The 15,953-nt window shown below is 50.2% G+C and carries 17 protein-coding genes; 7 read left to right on the top strand and 10 right to left on the bottom strand.

The annotated features are described in order from the left end of the window. Window positions 1-2: 2 nt before the first annotated feature. Genes msrB through ACYVF1_RS24365 form a run of 10 tightly spaced genes read right to left on the bottom strand, consistent with a single transcriptional unit; the run spans window position 3 to window position 6,378 of the window. Window positions 3-503 (bottom strand): peptide-methionine (R)-S-oxide reductase MsrB, encoded by a 501-nt coding sequence (msrB, locus tag ACYVF1_RS24320; protein WP_461083800.1) that lies wholly within the window; start codon window positions 501-503, stop codon window positions 3-5. Window positions 504-522: 19 nt separating this feature from the next. After that, on the bottom strand, window positions 523-1,737 hold the full coding sequence (locus ACYVF1_RS24325) for a type III polyketide synthase (protein ID WP_461083802.1): 1,215 nt from the start codon (window positions 1,735-1,737) through the stop codon (window positions 523-525). A 32-nt stretch (window positions 1,738-1,769) separates the two neighbouring features. Next, window positions 1,770-2,330: a YceI family protein gene (locus ACYVF1_RS24330; protein WP_461083804.1), complete on the bottom strand. Its 561-nt coding sequence runs from the start codon at window positions 2,328-2,330 to the stop codon at window positions 1,770-1,772. Window position 2,331: 1 nt separating this feature from the next. Further along, window positions 2,332-3,075: a hypothetical protein gene (locus ACYVF1_RS24335; protein ID WP_461083806.1), complete on the bottom strand. Its 744-nt coding sequence runs from the start codon at window positions 3,073-3,075 to the stop codon at window positions 2,332-2,334. 28 nt (window positions 3,076-3,103) lie between these two features. Beyond that, complete coding sequence (locus tag ACYVF1_RS24340) at window positions 3,104-3,607, bottom strand: DM13 domain-containing protein (RefSeq protein ID WP_461083808.1); 504 nt, start codon at window positions 3,605-3,607, stop codon at window positions 3,104-3,106. A gap of 23 nt (window positions 3,608-3,630) precedes the next feature. Next, window positions 3,631-4,392 carry a DUF1223 domain-containing protein gene (locus ACYVF1_RS24345; RefSeq protein WP_461083810.1) on the bottom strand — a complete coding sequence of 254 codons (762 nt, stop codon included), beginning with the start codon at window positions 4,390-4,392 and terminating at the stop codon, window positions 3,631-3,633. A 16-nt stretch (window positions 4,393-4,408) separates the two neighbouring features. After that, complete coding sequence (locus ACYVF1_RS24350) at window positions 4,409-4,858, bottom strand: YHS domain-containing (seleno)protein (RefSeq protein WP_461083812.1); 450 nt, start codon at window positions 4,856-4,858, stop codon at window positions 4,409-4,411. 25 nt (window positions 4,859-4,883) lie between these two features. Beyond that, window positions 4,884-5,294 carry a DoxX family protein gene (locus ACYVF1_RS24355; RefSeq protein ID WP_461083814.1) on the bottom strand — a complete coding sequence of 137 codons (411 nt, stop codon included), beginning with the start codon at window positions 5,292-5,294 and terminating at the stop codon, window positions 4,884-4,886. 11 nt (window positions 5,295-5,305) lie between these two features. Next, entirely contained in the window at window positions 5,306-5,824 is a 519-nt protein-coding gene (locus tag ACYVF1_RS24360) for a hypothetical protein (protein WP_461083815.1), read from the bottom strand. Window positions 5,825-5,877: 53 nt separating this feature from the next. Then, entirely contained in the window at window positions 5,878-6,378 is a 501-nt protein-coding gene (locus tag ACYVF1_RS24365) for a YHS domain-containing (seleno)protein (protein WP_461083817.1), read from the bottom strand. A gap of 309 nt (window positions 6,379-6,687) precedes the next feature. On the opposite strand from ACYVF1_RS24365, the gene ACYVF1_RS24370 reads away from it, so the two are divergent. The 7 genes from ACYVF1_RS24370 (at window position 6,688) to ACYVF1_RS24400 (ending at window position 15,894) form a co-directional block, all read left to right on the top strand. After that, window positions 6,688-10,599 carry an ATP-binding protein gene (locus ACYVF1_RS24370; RefSeq protein ID WP_461083819.1) on the top strand — a complete coding sequence of 1,304 codons (3,912 nt, stop codon included), beginning with the start codon at window positions 6,688-6,690 and terminating at the stop codon, window positions 10,597-10,599. Further along, window positions 10,596-12,074, top strand: a complete 1,479-nt coding sequence (locus tag ACYVF1_RS24375) for a sigma 54-interacting transcriptional regulator (protein WP_461083821.1) — start codon at window positions 10,596-10,598, stop codon at window positions 12,072-12,074. The genes ACYVF1_RS24370 and ACYVF1_RS24375 overlap by 4 nt, the downstream gene beginning before the upstream one ends. Before the next feature lie 175 nt (window positions 12,075-12,249). After that, window positions 12,250-13,020, top strand: coding sequence for an NRDE family protein (locus ACYVF1_RS24380; RefSeq protein WP_461083823.1), 771 nt, complete (start codon window positions 12,250-12,252; stop codon window positions 13,018-13,020). Further along, a complete protein-coding gene (locus ACYVF1_RS24385; RefSeq protein WP_461083825.1) occupies window positions 12,998-14,134 on the top strand; it encodes a hypothetical protein in 1,137 nt (378 codons plus the stop codon). Before ACYVF1_RS24380 ends, ACYVF1_RS24385 begins: the two co-directional genes overlap by 23 nt. Continuing rightward, entirely contained in the window at window positions 14,131-14,754 is a 624-nt protein-coding gene (locus ACYVF1_RS24390) for a LysE family translocator (RefSeq protein WP_461083827.1), read from the top strand. Before ACYVF1_RS24385 ends, ACYVF1_RS24390 begins: the two co-directional genes overlap by 4 nt. Further along, on the top strand, window positions 14,751-15,623 hold the full coding sequence (locus ACYVF1_RS24395) for an alpha/beta fold hydrolase (RefSeq protein ID WP_461083829.1): 873 nt from the start codon (window positions 14,751-14,753) through the stop codon (window positions 15,621-15,623). Before ACYVF1_RS24390 ends, ACYVF1_RS24395 begins: the two co-directional genes overlap by 4 nt. A 4-nt stretch (window positions 15,624-15,627) precedes the next feature. Beyond that, window positions 15,628-15,894, top strand: coding sequence for a hypothetical protein (locus ACYVF1_RS24400; RefSeq protein ID WP_461083831.1), 267 nt, complete (start codon window positions 15,628-15,630; stop codon window positions 15,892-15,894). Window positions 15,895-15,953 lie beyond the last annotated feature (59 nt).

The raw sequence follows: 15,953 nt of genomic DNA on the forward strand, positions 1-15,953 counted from the left end.
TATTATTTTTTGACAAATTCAAGCGATACACCGTTCATGCAGTAACGCAGACTCGTTGGTTCAGGCCCATCGTTGAAAACGTGACCCAGATGGGCATCACAAACGGCACATTGGACTTCGGTTCGGACCATGCCATAGCTGGTATCCTTCACGTCTTTGACTACATTCTTACTGATTGGGGCGTAAAAACTTGGCCAACCCGTCCCCGACTCAAATTTAGTTTCCGACCGAAATAAGGGCTCGTGGCAGCAAACGCAGCGGTATTCTCCCCGCTCGTGATTTTTGGCCAGCGGACTACTGAAAGCCCGTTCGGTACCATGTTGCCGGGCAATGGCAAATTCATCAGGCGTCAGGATTTTCTTCCACTCAGCTTCCGATTTTACGACCCGCCGTGGTGGTTTACTCTCGTCAATCGATTCAGTAGTTTGACGAACTGAAGCGGTTGCAAGTGGTCCAACAATCGCCAGTGCTCCCAGGCATCTAAAAAAAGTGGTCCGGTTCATTGTGTTGTTTAAAAATGATTTAAAATTCGATTAGTTCTAACGTATCTTTAGGGATCTCATCCTGCAGATTATCAGCAACTTGATTTGGATTAACGTGGGCCTGCAATAACATCGATTCGAGCGTGAGTCCCGGCCCAAAGGCCACTCCGGCAATGCGTTTCGAGTAACCCGATGAAGCTATTTCGGGCGCGTTGACGACCAGTTCAGCCAGCTCATCCCAAATGGCTTTCAGGACAAATAGTACCGTTGCCGACGACATATTACCGTACTGCTTCAGGACTGAATAGGCGTGTCTGGTTTGGCTACGCTCAAGTGCCAGTTCCAGTTCGATCAGATCCAGAATCCGTCGACCGCCCGGATGGAGCGCGAAATAGTCTACATCGGATGCAGCAAGGCCATTCTTTTCCAATATCTTCTGAAGTAGCCGACTAATGTGATGCCGGATCAGGTCTGGAATAGTCGATGTCAGCACCATGTCAAATCCGTGATCCCCAATCGTCCAAGCCATCTGATCACGACTTTCGGGTAGTAGATCACAATGAAAGGATTGCAGTTGAAAGGACTGTTCCGGGCGAGCCGTTCCCTGAACCAATACGGCGGCAGCGCCGTCGCTGAACAGCGCATTTGCAAGCCAGTTGGAAGGGTTTTCGGGCTTCTGAAAATGAATCGTACACAACTCAACACAAACGACCAGTACGTTCGCCTTCGGATCAGCCCGGACGATAGCATCGGCGGCTTTCAACCCGTTGAAGGCGCCGTAGCAACCCATAAACCCAATCAACAGCCGCTGCGTAGTTCCCGGCAAGCCTAAAGCCTCAAGCAGGTCAATATCAGGTCCCGGCGCGTAAAAGCCGGTACAGCTCACGACCACTAGATGCGTAATGGAGGATATCGAAAACGCTGGATAATGGGCCAGGCAAGCCCGAACGGCCCGTAATGCGAGTGGAAGAGCTTCGCGCTTGTAGACCGCCATCCGCTGCCCAACTGATGGTAATGGCTCCAGGTTCGGGCTGTTCGAATAAAACGTAAACTGACCTACTGACTGACTATAATCGGGCAATACCGAAAACCGACGACTAATTTTGGTTTGTCGGTACAGGGCAATCATCCGCTGACGAGCCGGTTCGTCAAGCTGAAGCGCATTTGCCATGAACTGGGCCAGTTGAGACTGTGCGTGTGCATAGTCTGGCACCGCTACGCCAAAGGCATTGATAAAACTTCCGGGTAAAGGCATAGCGTTGAAAAGCGACCGCTGCAGCGGCCCGATTAATTGGTGGCAACTACAGCTCCGGTCGATTGTGCCTGAATAGAAAGGTTTATCGTTACGTCGCTACCCATCAGCAGGCTCCGGCCACCTACGTCGTAATCGCGCCGATTAATGACGAACTCACCCACAAACTGTGCTATCATGCCAGTCTGGGTAACTGTAAATGGAATCATTACGGTACGGGTCGTTTCTTTGATCGTCAGGGCGAACGTACCTAAGTAGGCAGTTGCTCCTTTTTTCTCGATCCGTGTCGATTTAAGATTTATGCGCGGGTACTTAGCTACGTCGAAATACTCTTCCTTTTTCAGATGGTTATTTCGCATATTCACGCCAGTTTCAAGTGTAGCTGCATCAACGCTGGCCGAAAGCTGGGCTTTTTCGGGCATCGCTGGATCGAAAACAAGCATGCCCGAAAATCCACCAAATGATCCATCGACGTTCAGTCCAGCATTTTTGATCTTAAAGGTGACGGCTGCCTTTGTGGTTTTCCAGTTGGGTTGGGCAACCACAGACAGGCTAAATAGGATTCCCAAAACGAGGAATAAGCTTTGCTTTTTCATGCTAAAAATGGTAGGAGATAGCGAGTAAAGGCATGGCATTTTTACTGCGGAACCGGTCATTTTCGAAGGTAAGTTTGCGGGTGGTCGTGTATTCGTTGAACTGGAAGCTAAGGCCTCCCCGAACACTGACACGTGGGCTGAATTTATACCGAACGTAGGCTTCAGAGTTTAGACTACCCAGGTCGCTATCACTGACAAGCAACAGGTTAAACGTCGTTGGTTTGGCTTCCTGGGCGGTGCCACTCAGCGACGACCGAACCGGACTGTTGGCAATAAATGTTCCGGTCTGGGTAGCGCCGAAGCTAAAACCAATGGCGTCGATATTGATGCCGATGTCAAACTTTTGGGATATGGCGTATTCCAGATTAATACTGATGTTGAGTGAATTAATCTGCGTTTTAGGAAACCGAACCGTATCGATATTGGCAATAATATCCTCACTAACCAGAGCAGCAAAACTTTGACTGCCAGAGGTTAATCGGGCAGGAGCTGTTCGGTAATCGGTATTGCTCCCAAAGGCCGATGTAAAACGCAAACCATACCCAATCCTGAACCGGTGCGATCTCCCTAAGCCATGTAACCGGTTGAACGATAAGGCCGCCGTAGTAAAATCACCGTTTGAAGCCAGGCTTAGATCGAGAACCTCCGTGATTTTCTTAAAATCAGGTTGACTGATGGCCGGATTCGACTGGGCAAAGCCAAAATCGGGCAACAGCAGTAGTAAAAGCACACAGAATTTTTTCATGAAGAATTGCAAAATGAACGGGGGTAAATTAGTTGAGTGTGAGCGTAGCTGAGCCAAAAAGCACGCTGAATGACTTACACCAGATGAGCACGGTTTTATGTTGAGCCGGACTATAATTGCCCGGGAGATCCACCGAAAAATTACCAGTCATCGTCAGCTTCGACACCTCGATAAAATTGGTCAGGGCGGCATCTTCGGTGATGTAAATCCGTAGGTCAGGGCCACCATCAGTTGAGAAATTCGTGAATGTCAATGTGCGTGAATTCCCTTTTTTATAGACACTTACGGTGCCTTTTACTGTATGAACCCGATTGACGAATGTCCCCTGGGCAATCAATTTCTGGTCTTTGCTATCGACAGTAGTAGCTGATGTAGTCGATGTACTGACCGGCGTACTGGTGCCAGGTGTTAACGTTGTGTTTACGGGGATTAACTCAACGTTTTTGACACAGGCTGACAGGCAGACGACAAACAGCATAGGCAACAAAATCCCCCACCCCCGAACGTATCGGAGCATTCCAGCTATAACCATGACCGTATTGGAGAAAGGTAAGATTAGTTTAGATTGACTTGCGAAGCCCCCCGGATATCCAGCCGTTGTTGCCCTTGTACGTAGGCCACGATAGCTCCGTTGGCGGGTTCGAATCCATCAGGGAACGTTAGGGTAACGGAGCCTTCGGGTGAAGCCGACACCGTCTGAAAACTTCTGACTACGTTGTTATGAATCAGTTTTCGCCCGGCATTTTCGCCCCGTTGCACATTTGTAACGGCTACCTTACTGACTAAGGCGATATGAAGCACGACATTGGCCAAATCGCCATCAAGTTTATAGCTAACCGAACGGGTAGTAGCCGAAGGTGAAGCAATCGTTAACTGCACGCCAGCGCTGGCAGGCTGATTCAGGGCGGCTTCCAGCAAATTGGACTGCCTGACTCGGTTCGACCCAACGAATTCCTGTTGCCCATTTACAATTTCCTGAGGAGTGTAAACGCCACTTAGTTTGAAACGCTCCCCATATTCATACTGCCGTTTGGTGAACGCATGATTGCTGAACGGGTCTTTCCAGCCTAACCGATCCCAGTAATCGACGTGAAACGATAGCCCGATAACATTCCGATTTGTTTTCGCGGCATCTGCCAGCGTTTCGGTCAGGAGGTGATCGGCGGATGGGCAGCTCGAACAACCTTGCGATGTAAATAATTCGACCACGGCTACCGGCTCCCGCTTTGCATGGACTGGAGGTTTATTTGGCGTCCAGGCAACGTTTATTCCGGCAAACGCCAGTAAGAACAGAGCACTTGTTAATAGATTCGACATAGTTTCTGAGGTTTACTTACTCCTTTGAATTTTTCAAGGTTGGCCACTTTTGGTCGGCAGCCTGAATATTTTCGGCCTGACTCTGAACCCATTTCGTCTTCACTTTAGGGTTATAATTGAGGTATAACTTGTTATCGACGATAGTCCAGGCTTCGGGATCGGTAGGCGATTTGTGACCCTGCGAGAGGCCATACGCGCAATAACCCCCATACTGAGGCATGTACTTGTCCGGATTGGCTTTGAAGGCATCGCGGTTGGCAGCACTGGCGAACAGCCAGGTAGTTTCTTTGTACGGATAGCTAAAATCTGAGCTTCCTTTAACGGCTTTACTCTCTGTAAAATAAGCGACCGGGTCATAGCCTCGAATAGCCTGATTGTCGGTAGCAAACACCTCGACTTGTTGAGCAAATACCGTTGCCGTAGACAAAAAGAAAAGGATAATCAGTTGAAAAAGGACCGTTCTCATGGTAAAAAAATAGTTGTTAGGTTAGTTATGAATATAAGGTTTTCTGACGCCATTGATTGATAATAAGCATCCAGTCGTGTCGGGTGATGACGAGGATGGTCAGGCAACTGATGGCCACAACCAGCGCCAGCACAAACAGGTAACCGCCATCATCTTGCACCTCAATGCCCAATACGGTCAGGTGCGATACGATGGCACCAAGCATGACGCCTAGCCCCAGTCCGGCCCCAATCCAGGATGTCGACCGAATCAGAATCAGGATGGACGCAATCAGTTCGGCCACTCCCGACCCATACCGGCCCCAGGGTTCGATGCCCATTTTCGAAAAAATGTAGATGCTTTCGGGTTGTCCGGTAAACTTGAAATACAGCGTCTGTAGCATGATGATAGCAGCCGCCAGTCGGGCAATCCAGAAGATAATGAGTTGATAATTCATGCTGATTCGGGTTATGCGGTTGTTAAGGAAGTCTTTTTCAGGTGATGTACGGTAGCGTAGGCGATACCGAAATTGGCCGGAATCGTCACCTGTGGGAATGCTGTTTCCAGCCCGATTCGAATGATAGCCGAATGATGGACGGCATGTTCGATGTTATAGAGCAATTCCCGAAAAAACGTGGTCGATATGGACACATCGGTTTCGGTGTCGGGCGAGTAGGAAGCCTCGAACCGAAGCGTCCGATCGCTGCTACACTGTTCGAGCAGCCTCGACATTTGCTGCATCGTATCGATGGCAACCTGCGGATCTGTTTCGAGAGCCAGTTGCCGAACCCGGCTGTCGTAGTTGATATGGCCCGTTTGGTAACCTGTAAGCGCAATGGCGTAGCATTCAAGTACATGGCGAACATGCTTGCCAACGGATGCACCAAACAGCAGGTCGAGTGGCTGAGCGTATTCGTAGTTGGTTAGTTGTGAGCTGATGCTGATGAGTTGATCAAAAAGATCAGCCGAAATTTCCTGTAGCTTCATTAGAAATGAGTGGATGAGCGAATTGCGCAGGTCGTTTTCTGGAAACCGAGGTTTTATTTTCCGGCGATTTTGGCCCAGTTCTGATCGGCTTTCCGCTGTAGATTTGGTTCGTCTTTTTGCCATTTCGGAAGCGTATTATTGAACAGCGTGTGGTAAAACAGATTTAATTTACCATCGCGGATTTCAAAGGTTTCCGGATCGATTTCGACTTTCTCGCCGGTAGCGCCCATGGCGTAGGCGCACCAGCCGCCGTAAGATGGTTCGTAGGTCGAGGGGGTTTTCAAAAACGCATCGCGGTTGGCTGCCGAAGCAAATTGATACGTAACACCTTTGTACGTAGTGGCGAATTGCGAAGACCCTTTGATGGCCTTATGATTCACGAAATAACCCACGGGATCGTAGCCCTGAATCGCGACGCCTTTGTCCAGGTTAAACTGCTTAACCCGAACGGGGTCGGTCTGCGCCTGAGCTGCTGATAAAGACAGGAAAAGCAGTAAATTTCCGATGAGCCAGATGGGCTGTATAGCCTTGCGATAGTTGCCAGAAGTGAACATGATTCTTAGTAGCTTTAATAAATTTTCTATCAACCGAAAAACCAAACAATATGCCATGTCCACCCAAAGGGGTAAAATGCCCATTACAGGTCACTGAAAGCGGTTTTAGTCGCTAAGAATCCTGCTGTGCCAATCCGGCCAGTAGCGATATTTCGGGATTCTCCTGATATTTCGTAAAAATGTGGCTAATAACCGACAAGGAATGCAGCACGTAATGACGGACTAAACCTCAGAATGGGGCATTCTGGTCGTAATAAGAACATGGAATGACAATTGCAGACTGATTGGCGAGGCTTTGACTAGTTCTTTATGCGCGGAATACGGCTTTTTGGAATGATTTTGTTGTTGCTGATGGTCCGCTCCGGCCAAAGTCAGCCTGCCGGACTGCCGTTCATTCAGCATTACGCACCCACTACCTACCACGCCCACCCCGAAAGTCGCGCCATTATTCAGGATCGTCAGGGCATTTTATACGTAGGAAATCAACATGGCTTGCTGGCCTTCGACGGCAGCACCTGGCAACTAATCGACGTGCCGGGGCAAGCTGTCCGCGCGCTTACCATTGACTCAACAAACACAATCTATATTGGTACCGACACCAATTTCGGTTTCCTTCGCATCGACCCCGGTGGTAAGCGATGCTACGTTTCTCTAAGCGACCAATTACCTGATGCACCAGCTACTACAGAGAAAACGGTCTGGGTTTTCGGTTCTGACAGTCTAATTTATTTTGGTACGGATCAGGTTATCTATGCCTACCGAACCGACCAATTTAGATCTGATCGGAATAGACGGCATCCGGTCAAATCTAAACGATTCCGACCAGACCAACGTTGGAATGTACCGGCAGGCATCCGTCACGCCAGTCTTGCTCAGAATACGCTTATCGTCCAGACAAAACAGGGGCAACTACTACAGGCAAGCGTCGCAGCTAATTCAACGCTATCGGATCATCTCACGACCCTGTCGAATACAGACCGGCTCAGTCACGAACGGGTTGAAGCCATTCTGCCTTACGTTGGCAATCGCCTGATGATTGTTACGTGCCATAGTGGTCTGTTTGTCTATGACCCCCAGCGCGCCTTGCTGACTACGTTACCCACCCAGGCTGATGCGTGGCTACATCGAGCCCGTATTTTTCGGGCTATTTATATTGCCAACGGGACAACGCATCGCTACGTGATCGGCAGTGCCACCGATGGTGCTCGAATTCTGGACGAAGCCGGAAACGAAGTGCAACGGATCAATGAAAGCAACGGACTCTACAGGAACGTAGTGTTGAGCCTTTTTTACGACCGCGAAAAATCACTCTGGGTCGGAACCGGCAGCGGTCTTGACCGGATCGAAATTAACCTGCCCATTAGCCGATTCGAAAGTAGCCTGAACGTGCGCTCAACGGTGCGGGCCATCCGTCGACACGAAGGAAGGCTGTTTATTGGTACGGGGCTTGGCCTATTCGGCTGGACCGATGCCAAGCACCAGTTTGAGACGGTACCCGGCACGGATGCCTCCTGCTGGTCGCTGCTGGCCGATGGGACTGACCTATGGGCAGGTGGTTCCGGTGCCATCTGGCGTATCCGGCAGAATCACGTGGCCGAAATACTGCGCACCGACGATCAGCCCGTTATGGCCTTGCTACGTCCCCGTCGCTTTGCCAATTACCTGCTGGCGGCAACGAATATCGGCGTTCGACTCTACAGACGCGACGGTAATCATTGGCAATATGTCGGCAATCTGGCGGGAGTTCAAACTGAATGCGTGTCGCTGGCCGAAGACCGAAACGGAACGATCTGGATTGGTACGCAACGTATTGGTTTTTATCAACTTAAGCCGAGTAGTGAACTTCGATTAACAAGTCCTGTTGGGCATTTTAGTACTGGACAGGGGTTAGCATCGACCAACTGGAATCATATTTTTCCGACTTCGCTAGGGATGCTTTTTACGGCGGGGGGAAAATTGTACAGGTTTGACTCACAAGCGAATCGCTTTATCGCGGATAACTCTTTCGGTTCTATCTTGAAAAATCTGAACGCCGACGCGCCTTACCTGGCCGAGGGCAAAGAACAAAGCCTTTGGTTCGCCAATCCGCCGGTTGTTTTCCGACCTGAAGCCGAGGGTAAATGGAAGGCCGATACGTTAAGTCTAAAACCCATTCGGCAGGGTGGCTACGTGGTTTACCCCGAAGCCAATGGACTGGTCTGGCTCGGCAACGACGAAGGCTTGTATCGCTACGATGGTGCCCAGATGGTGATGCCACCCGACTATCCGGCACTTATTCGGGCAGTCCGACTGCTGGCGAATGACTCGCTGGTCTATGCCGGTCATGCAGTTGATGCACACTCACCGCGTATGGTATTGCCTTATCGCTACCGCGCCGTTTCGTTCCAGTTTGCCGCTACCAGCTACGTAGGCGAGGGCGGCAATGAATTTCAGGTACGTCTGATGGGTAAAGGCCAAATGCCCGACGATTCAGTTTGGTCGAAATGGAGCCACGAAACCCGTAAAGATTACACGAATTTACCGGCCGGTAAATACACCTTCTGGGTTCGGGCGCGTGATCCATACGGACAACTGAGTCGCGAAAGTAGTTTTTCGTTCGAGATTGCCTTGCCGTGGTTTCTATCGCCCTGGGCATATATAGTCTATGCTTTGCTGCTTTGCGCACTGGTTTCAGGGGTGGTTCGCTACTACACCCGTCGGCTTACCCGTGATAAGCTAAAGCTGGAATCACTGGTGCATGACCGAACGGTGCAGGTTGTCGAACAAAAAGAAGAGATTCTGGCACAATCAGTTCGGCTCCAGATGGCCAAAGAAGTGGCCGAATCGGCCAACCGGGCCAAGAGTGAATTTCTGGCCAATATGAGCCACGAGCTCCGTACACCACTGAACGGAATTCTGGGTTTTACGCAGATTCTGCAGCGCGATACTAACCTGAACGACAGCCAGCAACGCGGCCTGGGCGTTATCCGCACCAGTGGCGAACACCTGCTGACGCTCATCAATGAGGTACTCGATATTGCCAAAATCGAAGCCCAGCGATTCGAATTTCAACGGGCTCCGTTTGCCTTGCCCGACCTGCTAATGAAGGTAGCTTTGTTTTTCCGGGCGCGCGCTGAACAGAAAGGGCTTGCGTTTTCCTACGTCTCTGAATCAAACGTACCCGACACAGTGCTGGGCGACGAGAAACGACTGATGCAGGTGCTAAACAACCTGTTGAGCAATGCCGTAAAGTTTACCGAAAAAGGAAAAGTTTCCCTTGTAGTGACCAGCCAGGAAATTCGTCCGGGGGCGTATCGGGTTGTTTTTCAGGTGGTTGATACGGGTATCGGTATTCCAGCCGACCGGCTGACTGAAATTTTCCAGCCTTTTTATCAGGTACGTGGCCAGCAACAGTTTATCGAAGGAACCGGATTAGGATTGGCCATTTCGGATAAACTGGTAGGGCTGATGGGTGGTAATCTAAGTGTTGTCAGTACCCCGAATCAGGGCAGTACATTCACGGTCAGCCTGCCGTTATCAGCGGATTCATCGGGCTCGGGAATGGTACCCAGGCCCATAAGCGAACGCATTACGGGTTATCAGGGACTGCGTCGGCGCGTGCTTGTAGCCGATGACCATGTCGATAATCGATTAGTCGTTGTCGCCCTGCTCACATCGCTTGGCTTTCTGGTCGACGAAGCCGTCGATGGTCAACAGGCGCTCAATAGGGTTCGGGTACAGCCCCCCGACTTGATTCTGATGGACCTGGTAATGCCTAAATTAACCGGTTTCGATGCCTTACAGCAACTGCGGAGGTGGCCCGAACTGGCGAATACAAAAGTCATTGCGTTTTCGGCGAACGTATTCGAGCAAAACCAGCAACGGAGCTTACGCGAGGGCTTCGATGATTTTGTGGCGAAACCCGTCGATGTCGATAATCTGCTTACGAAAATAGGCCAGCATCTGGCGCTTACGTGGCAATACGAACCCGGCATTACGTCGGTTTCGCCAACTGCTTCCGGACAGGCCGAACTGGTATTGCCCCCAACCGAACAACTCGAAAGCCTGCTCGAACGAGCGAATCAGAGCGACATTCGTGGAATCGTAGAAAAACTATTGGCCATTGAGGCCATGAATGCCAAATACCGGCCGTTTGTAAATATACTCCGCCAATGGGCCAATGAATTCGACACACGACGCATTCGACAATACCTGACCGATTGCCTGAACACTACCCTATGACACCAGCACCTGCCAGCATTCTGGTTGTGGACGATACTCCCCACAACATCAGTATTTTATTCGATGCATTAAGCCATTATGGGTACCAGGTATTGACCGAGCGTGACGGCAAAAGTGCCCTCGAACAGATAAAATACGTCCAACCCGACCTGATTTTGCTGGACGTAATGATGCCCGGCATGAATGGTTTTGAGACCTGCCGACAACTGAAAAATAATCCCCTCTCGCGCGATATTCCGGTTATTTTTATGACGGCTATGACCGATACCATCGACAAGGTGAATGGCTTCAACATGGGCGGGGTCGATTACATTACAAAGCCATTTCAATTGCCGGAACTGATGGCTCGTGTGCAGACCCATTTAACCATCAGGCAGTTGCAACGCGAACTGGAGCAGACGAACGAACGTCTAGAGCAACGCGTGGTCGAACGCACGGCGGAACTGACCCAGGCCCTAGCTGAACTCGATACACTAAAAAATCATCTTCAGGCCGAAAATTCATACCTCCAGCAGGAGATTCGGGAAACAGGCGGATTCGGTGAGATTGTGAGCCAGAGTGCAGCCTTTGCCCCCATTCTCCGCAAGGTTGAACAGGTTGCCCCTACGCCCACCACCGTGCTGCTGCTGGGCGAATCAGGTACTGGGAAAGAATTGCTGGCGCGGGCCATTCACCAGCGAAGTTCGCGCAAAAATCAACCGCTCATCAAAGTCAACTGTGCAGCACTGCCGCCTACACTGTTTGAGAGTGAATTGTTTGGCCACGAAAAAGGGGCTTTCACGGGGGCCAACTCTCAGAAAATTGGCCGGTTTGAACTGGCCGATGGCGGAACGATTTTCCTGGACGAAATTGGCGAAATGCCACTGGATATGCAGGTTAAACTGCTACGTGTTTTGCAGGAAGGTGAGTTTGAGCGGGTTGGCGGTACCAAAACCCTGAAGGTGCAGGTGCGGCTAATCGCTGCCACCAACCGCACGCTTGAAACGGAAGTGGAGGCCGGTCGCTTTCGGGCCGATTTGTACTACCGGCTAGCCGTATTCCCGATTCGGAGTTTACCTCTGCGAGAACGAAAAGACGACATTCCGTTGTTAGTTCGGCACTTCTGCGATAAATATGGCCAAATCATGAACCGACGTATCGATACTATTCCCTTGTCGGTTATCAATACGTTGATGGCCTACAACTGGCCAGGCAATGTTCGGGAATTAGAAAACATCATTGAGCGGTCATTGATTAGCTCACCGGGTCGCCAGCTCCAGCTCGGTGACTGGTCAGGCGTAGGTCAGGATAGTGCGCTCGCTCGCCGGGTTACGCCCCGTACCCTGGAGGAGGCCGAGCGCGATCACATTATCTCCGTGTTAGAGCAAACCAGGTGGAAAGTTAGTGGCGAGAACGGAGCTGCCCGGATTCTGGACGTCATCCCCACTACTCTCGAATCGAAAATGAAAAAGCTAGGTATTGTACGACCGTACTGACCTAGGTAGTGTACGAACTCCCGAAATATCCCGACACTCCCGAAATATCGTTATTAAACAAGAACTAACTTTGTAATCAATGTCAGATAAAGCATTATATATCAATATTTTAAATAACAAAAAATAGCTGGTACATGCTTTGTCAACGTACTAACCGGACACCAATCATTCGGTTATGTGTACGGTCACTTATCTTCCGCAGACTCATACTGGCTTTCTGCTGACATCCAGCCGGGACGAAAAAACGATTCGCCCGGCAGCTGTTTTTCCCGTTCGTTATCGGTCGGCTTATCACACAATTTGTTACCCCAAAGACCCGCAAAGTGCGGGTAGCTGGGTGGCCGCTTCGTCCCAACTGACCGTTTGTTTGCTTAATGGGGCCTTTCGAGCACATACACCTCGTGCACCTTACCGCCATAGCCGGGGCCTGGTTGTCCTGTCGGTTTTTGACTATCCTTCACCTGCGGACTGGTTCGCGGCCTACAATTTTATAGGTCTCGAACCCTTTACGCTCATCATCGTTCAGCCTGAAACTCATTACCAGCGCTTTAAACATCCCGTTGAGCGACTTTGGGAATTACGCTGGGACGGGCAAAATCCTCACTTCCGTCAGCTCAATCCGAAACTCCCCCACATCTGGTCGTCGGTTACCTTGTATTCAGATGAGGTGATTGCCCGGCGGCAACAGTGGTTTGGTAGCTGGCTTGTTCAGCAACCGACGGATGGGTTTAAGGTATCGGCTATCCGTGATTTTCATAAACAGGCGGGTGCAGGCGATACGGTCAATGGTGTGCTGATGAACCGGGGAAATGGGATGCAAACCATCAGCCTGACCACCATTCAGCAGGAGGGCGATAATGCCACGATGTGCTACGAAGATTTACTGACCAATACGATAGGTCATCAACAACTTTCTACTACCAATGAACACGTTTTTGCTCAATGAACGTCCCATCCAGCCAAACCGAAATCCGGTGCATCAGGTTACGAGCGGTTCGTCTAAAATGGGCCATATGCGCCAGTGGCTGAGCCGCTTTCGGATTCGCCTGTACAACTGGGAATACTGGCCGTTTGCAGTGGTGTATATTCCTGTTTTCGCCTATTATCTCTATCTGGCGGCTAAAGCCCGGTCGTTGTTCTTTTTTTCAGCCGCGAATCCCTCCATTGAGAGTGGCGGTTTTCTTGGTGAATCTAAAATTGATATCCTGGACTTGATTGACGATGTATACAAACCCAAAACCCTGTTTTTCAGGCACTCCGTTTCAATAAATCAAATCCTGAATCGGATGGTGCTGGCTGGTTTCTGGTTTCCGATTATTGCCAAACCGAATCAGGGTGAACGGGGCTGGGGCGTCGAAAAGCTGTATAATGAAGATGAACTATCAGATTATCTGCGCACGAATCACATGGATCTGATTGTGCAGCAATACGTCGACGAATCCATTGAGTTAGGGGTGTTCTACTACCGAATGCCGAATCAGAAAACAGGGACGATTTCGTCGGTGGTACAAAAAGAGTTTCTGTCAATTACGGGCGATGGTCAATCAACCATGCGCCAACTGATTTGCCAAAGTGACCGCGCCCAGCTCCAGCTTCCTGCCCTGACGAAACGTTACGAGAAGCAACTAAATGACGTACTGGATCGTGGGCAAGTTGTCCAATTGATGCCTATTGGCAACCACTGCCGAGGTACTAAATTTCTGAATGCCAACCATCTGATTACTCCTGAACTAGTGGCGGTTTTCGACCAGATTAGCTTATCGATTGATGGGTTTTACTACGGTCGATACGATCTCCGGTGCCGATCCATTGAGGAACTTTATCGGGGAAAATACATCCGAATTCTGGAACTGAACGGGGCCGGGGCTGAGCCGGCGCACATCTATCATCCTGGCTTTTCGCTGTGGCAAGGGTGGCGGATTTTGCTTCAGCACTGGCACGTTCTTTATACTATCAGCCGCGAAAATCACCGTCTGGGTGTGCCTTACATGACTTTGGAGGAAGCGCGGTCTATTTATCGGCGGATTAAAACGTATCGCAAACCTAAGCCAACGCTATGAACTTGCTTATCAGCACGTTATTCGCCGGACTGATCGTCAGCTTTCTGGGGACTTTGCCGCCAGGAGTGCTCAACGTAACCGTGACGCGAATCACGCTACGGCAGGGGCAGTGGGCGGCATTTGGGTTTGTGATGGCCTGCGGATTAGTCGAGTTTGTGTACAGTTATCTGGCGGTGCTCCTCACGCAGCTAGTGGTACAGAACGGCATTGTCAGATACCTGACCGACGGGATCACGGCCGCCGTCTTACTGGGTATGGGCGTGTATTACCTCCGAAAACCAAATGCGATACCGACTGAACATCAACAGGAAGCTCATCCCTTTAAACTGGGTATCCTGCTGAGTTTACTTAATCTGGCTGCATTCCCGTTCTGGACAATTTATACCACCCTGCTTATTCAGAAAGGTTGGGTTAGTCTGATGAGTCCGTTAGAAATGTTGACTTACATAACAGGAATTGCCATCGGAACCCTGCTTGGATTGTGGGTATTTGTCTGGCTAAGTAGCTGGGTCAGGCAGTTGCTTACGAAATACTATCACCGAATTGATCAACTCACGGGGCTATTGCTGGTAGGTTTATCGGTTGTTCAATGTCTGGTCTGGCTCGTTAATCCTCTATGAAAGCGTGGTTGACGCAGTGCCGATTTTATAGTTTACTGGGCTTACTTATGTTGACCTGGCTGGTGATGGCGCAGGGGTGTATGAGCTTTCGAACGACCGATTCAAAAGCGGTAACAGAATTTGCGCAACAGGGCCTAACGTTGGTACCCCAACAATTGACTGTGGCGAGCCGAACCTTACATTACATGGCTATTGGCGATACTAATCGGCCAACCCTCATTTTTGTCCATGGCTCACCCGGTAGTTGGAACGCTTTTGAAACCTACCTTAAAGACAGCCTTTTGCTGGAACATTTCCGAATGGTAAGCTTGGACAGACCAGGCTTTGGGACTAGTAATTTCGGATACTCAACAGGTATCCAAGAACAATCGGACTTGCTTAGTCTGGTTTTGCACAAGTTGGAGAACGGCAAACCGATGTACCTGATTGGCCATAGTTTGGGTGGACCAATGATCATCAAACTCGCTGCCGACAACCCCGACTTACCCATTGCCGGCTTGGTTCTGTTGGCTGGATCTGTATCTCCGGCCGACGAACCTCGCGAACGCTGGCGAGGAATACTCGATGCGGCCCCATTTCGCTACCTACTGCCGGGTGCCATTCGGGCCAGTAATCATGAACTGCGACTCTTCAAGCGGGATGTTCTTACCATGCAGCCCGCTTTTGAACGAATCACTTGCCCTGTCTTTATCATGCATGGTGATAAAGACCCGCTGGTACCGCCCCCCAATTCAACCTATGCAAAAAAAATGCTCGTTAATTCGGCGCGTGTCGAGTTGATCTGGTTGAAAGAAGCCAACCATTTTATTCCCTGGACCCGCTTTCCCTATATCCGAGCGGTACTCCTGGGGATTGCCCTTAAATCCTAACTCTATGCCAGGAAAACTACCTCTTTTTTGTTTGTTTTGGTTGCTGATCCACACGGCATCTGATCAGCAACGCCTGTCGCAATGGAAAACCGAAATTTCATTTCGAGCCTTAAAACACGCGACAATCAGCCTTTCGATTGTCGATGAAACCCGCCAGCCGACATACGGCTATCAGTACCATGCTCCCGATCAGGAACGCACGCCCGACCGCCGATTTCACATCAATGAAGTAGGTATTGGGATGCGCTTGGCGAATAGTTTGCACAGGTAGGACAGGGCAGTATTGTGGCGTAATTGCCATCGCCTGTCTTTTCTTTGCACGTAGCGAGA

This window comes from Spirosoma flavus (assembly GCF_054778555.1).

Coding starts and splice junctions, on each gene's coding strand:
- msrB (WP_461083800.1), bottom strand. CDS start 503: ATGAACCGGACCACTTTTTTTAGATGCCTGGGAGCACTGGCGATTGTT.
- ACYVF1_RS24325 (WP_461083802.1), bottom strand. CDS start 1,737: ATGCCTTTACCCGGAAGTTTTATCAATGCCTTTGGCGTAGCGGTGCCA.
- ACYVF1_RS24330 (WP_461083804.1), bottom strand. CDS start 2,330: ATGAAAAAGCAAAGCTTATTCCTCGTTTTGGGAATCCTATTTAGCCTG.
- ACYVF1_RS24335 (WP_461083806.1), bottom strand. CDS start 3,075: ATGAAAAAATTCTGTGTGCTTTTACTACTGCTGTTGCCCGATTTTGGC.
- ACYVF1_RS24340 (WP_461083808.1), bottom strand. CDS start 3,607: ATGGTTATAGCTGGAATGCTCCGATACGTTCGGGGGTGGGGGATTTTG.
- ACYVF1_RS24345 (WP_461083810.1), bottom strand. CDS start 4,392: ATGTCGAATCTATTAACAAGTGCTCTGTTCTTACTGGCGTTTGCCGGA.
- ACYVF1_RS24350 (WP_461083812.1), bottom strand. CDS start 4,858: ATGAGAACGGTCCTTTTTCAACTGATTATCCTTTTCTTTTTGTCTACG.
- ACYVF1_RS24355 (WP_461083814.1), bottom strand. CDS start 5,294: ATGAATTATCAACTCATTATCTTCTGGATTGCCCGACTGGCGGCTGCT.
- ACYVF1_RS24360 (WP_461083815.1), bottom strand. CDS start 5,824: ATGAAGCTACAGGAAATTTCGGCTGATCTTTTTGATCAACTCATCAGC.
- ACYVF1_RS24365 (WP_461083817.1), bottom strand. CDS start 6,378: ATGTTCACTTCTGGCAACTATCGCAAGGCTATACAGCCCATCTGGCTC.
- ACYVF1_RS24370 (WP_461083819.1), top strand. CDS start 6,688: ATGCGCGGAATACGGCTTTTTGGAATGATTTTGTTGTTGCTGATGGTC.
- ACYVF1_RS24375 (WP_461083821.1), top strand. CDS start 10,596: ATGACACCAGCACCTGCCAGCATTCTGGTTGTGGACGATACTCCCCAC.
- ACYVF1_RS24380 (WP_461083823.1), top strand. CDS start 12,250: ATGTGTACGGTCACTTATCTTCCGCAGACTCATACTGGCTTTCTGCTG.
- ACYVF1_RS24385 (WP_461083825.1), top strand. CDS start 12,998: ATGAACACGTTTTTGCTCAATGAACGTCCCATCCAGCCAAACCGAAAT.
- ACYVF1_RS24390 (WP_461083827.1), top strand. CDS start 14,131: ATGAACTTGCTTATCAGCACGTTATTCGCCGGACTGATCGTCAGCTTT.
- ACYVF1_RS24395 (WP_461083829.1), top strand. CDS start 14,751: ATGAAAGCGTGGTTGACGCAGTGCCGATTTTATAGTTTACTGGGCTTA.
- ACYVF1_RS24400 (WP_461083831.1), top strand. CDS start 15,628: ATGCCAGGAAAACTACCTCTTTTTTGTTTGTTTTGGTTGCTGATCCAC.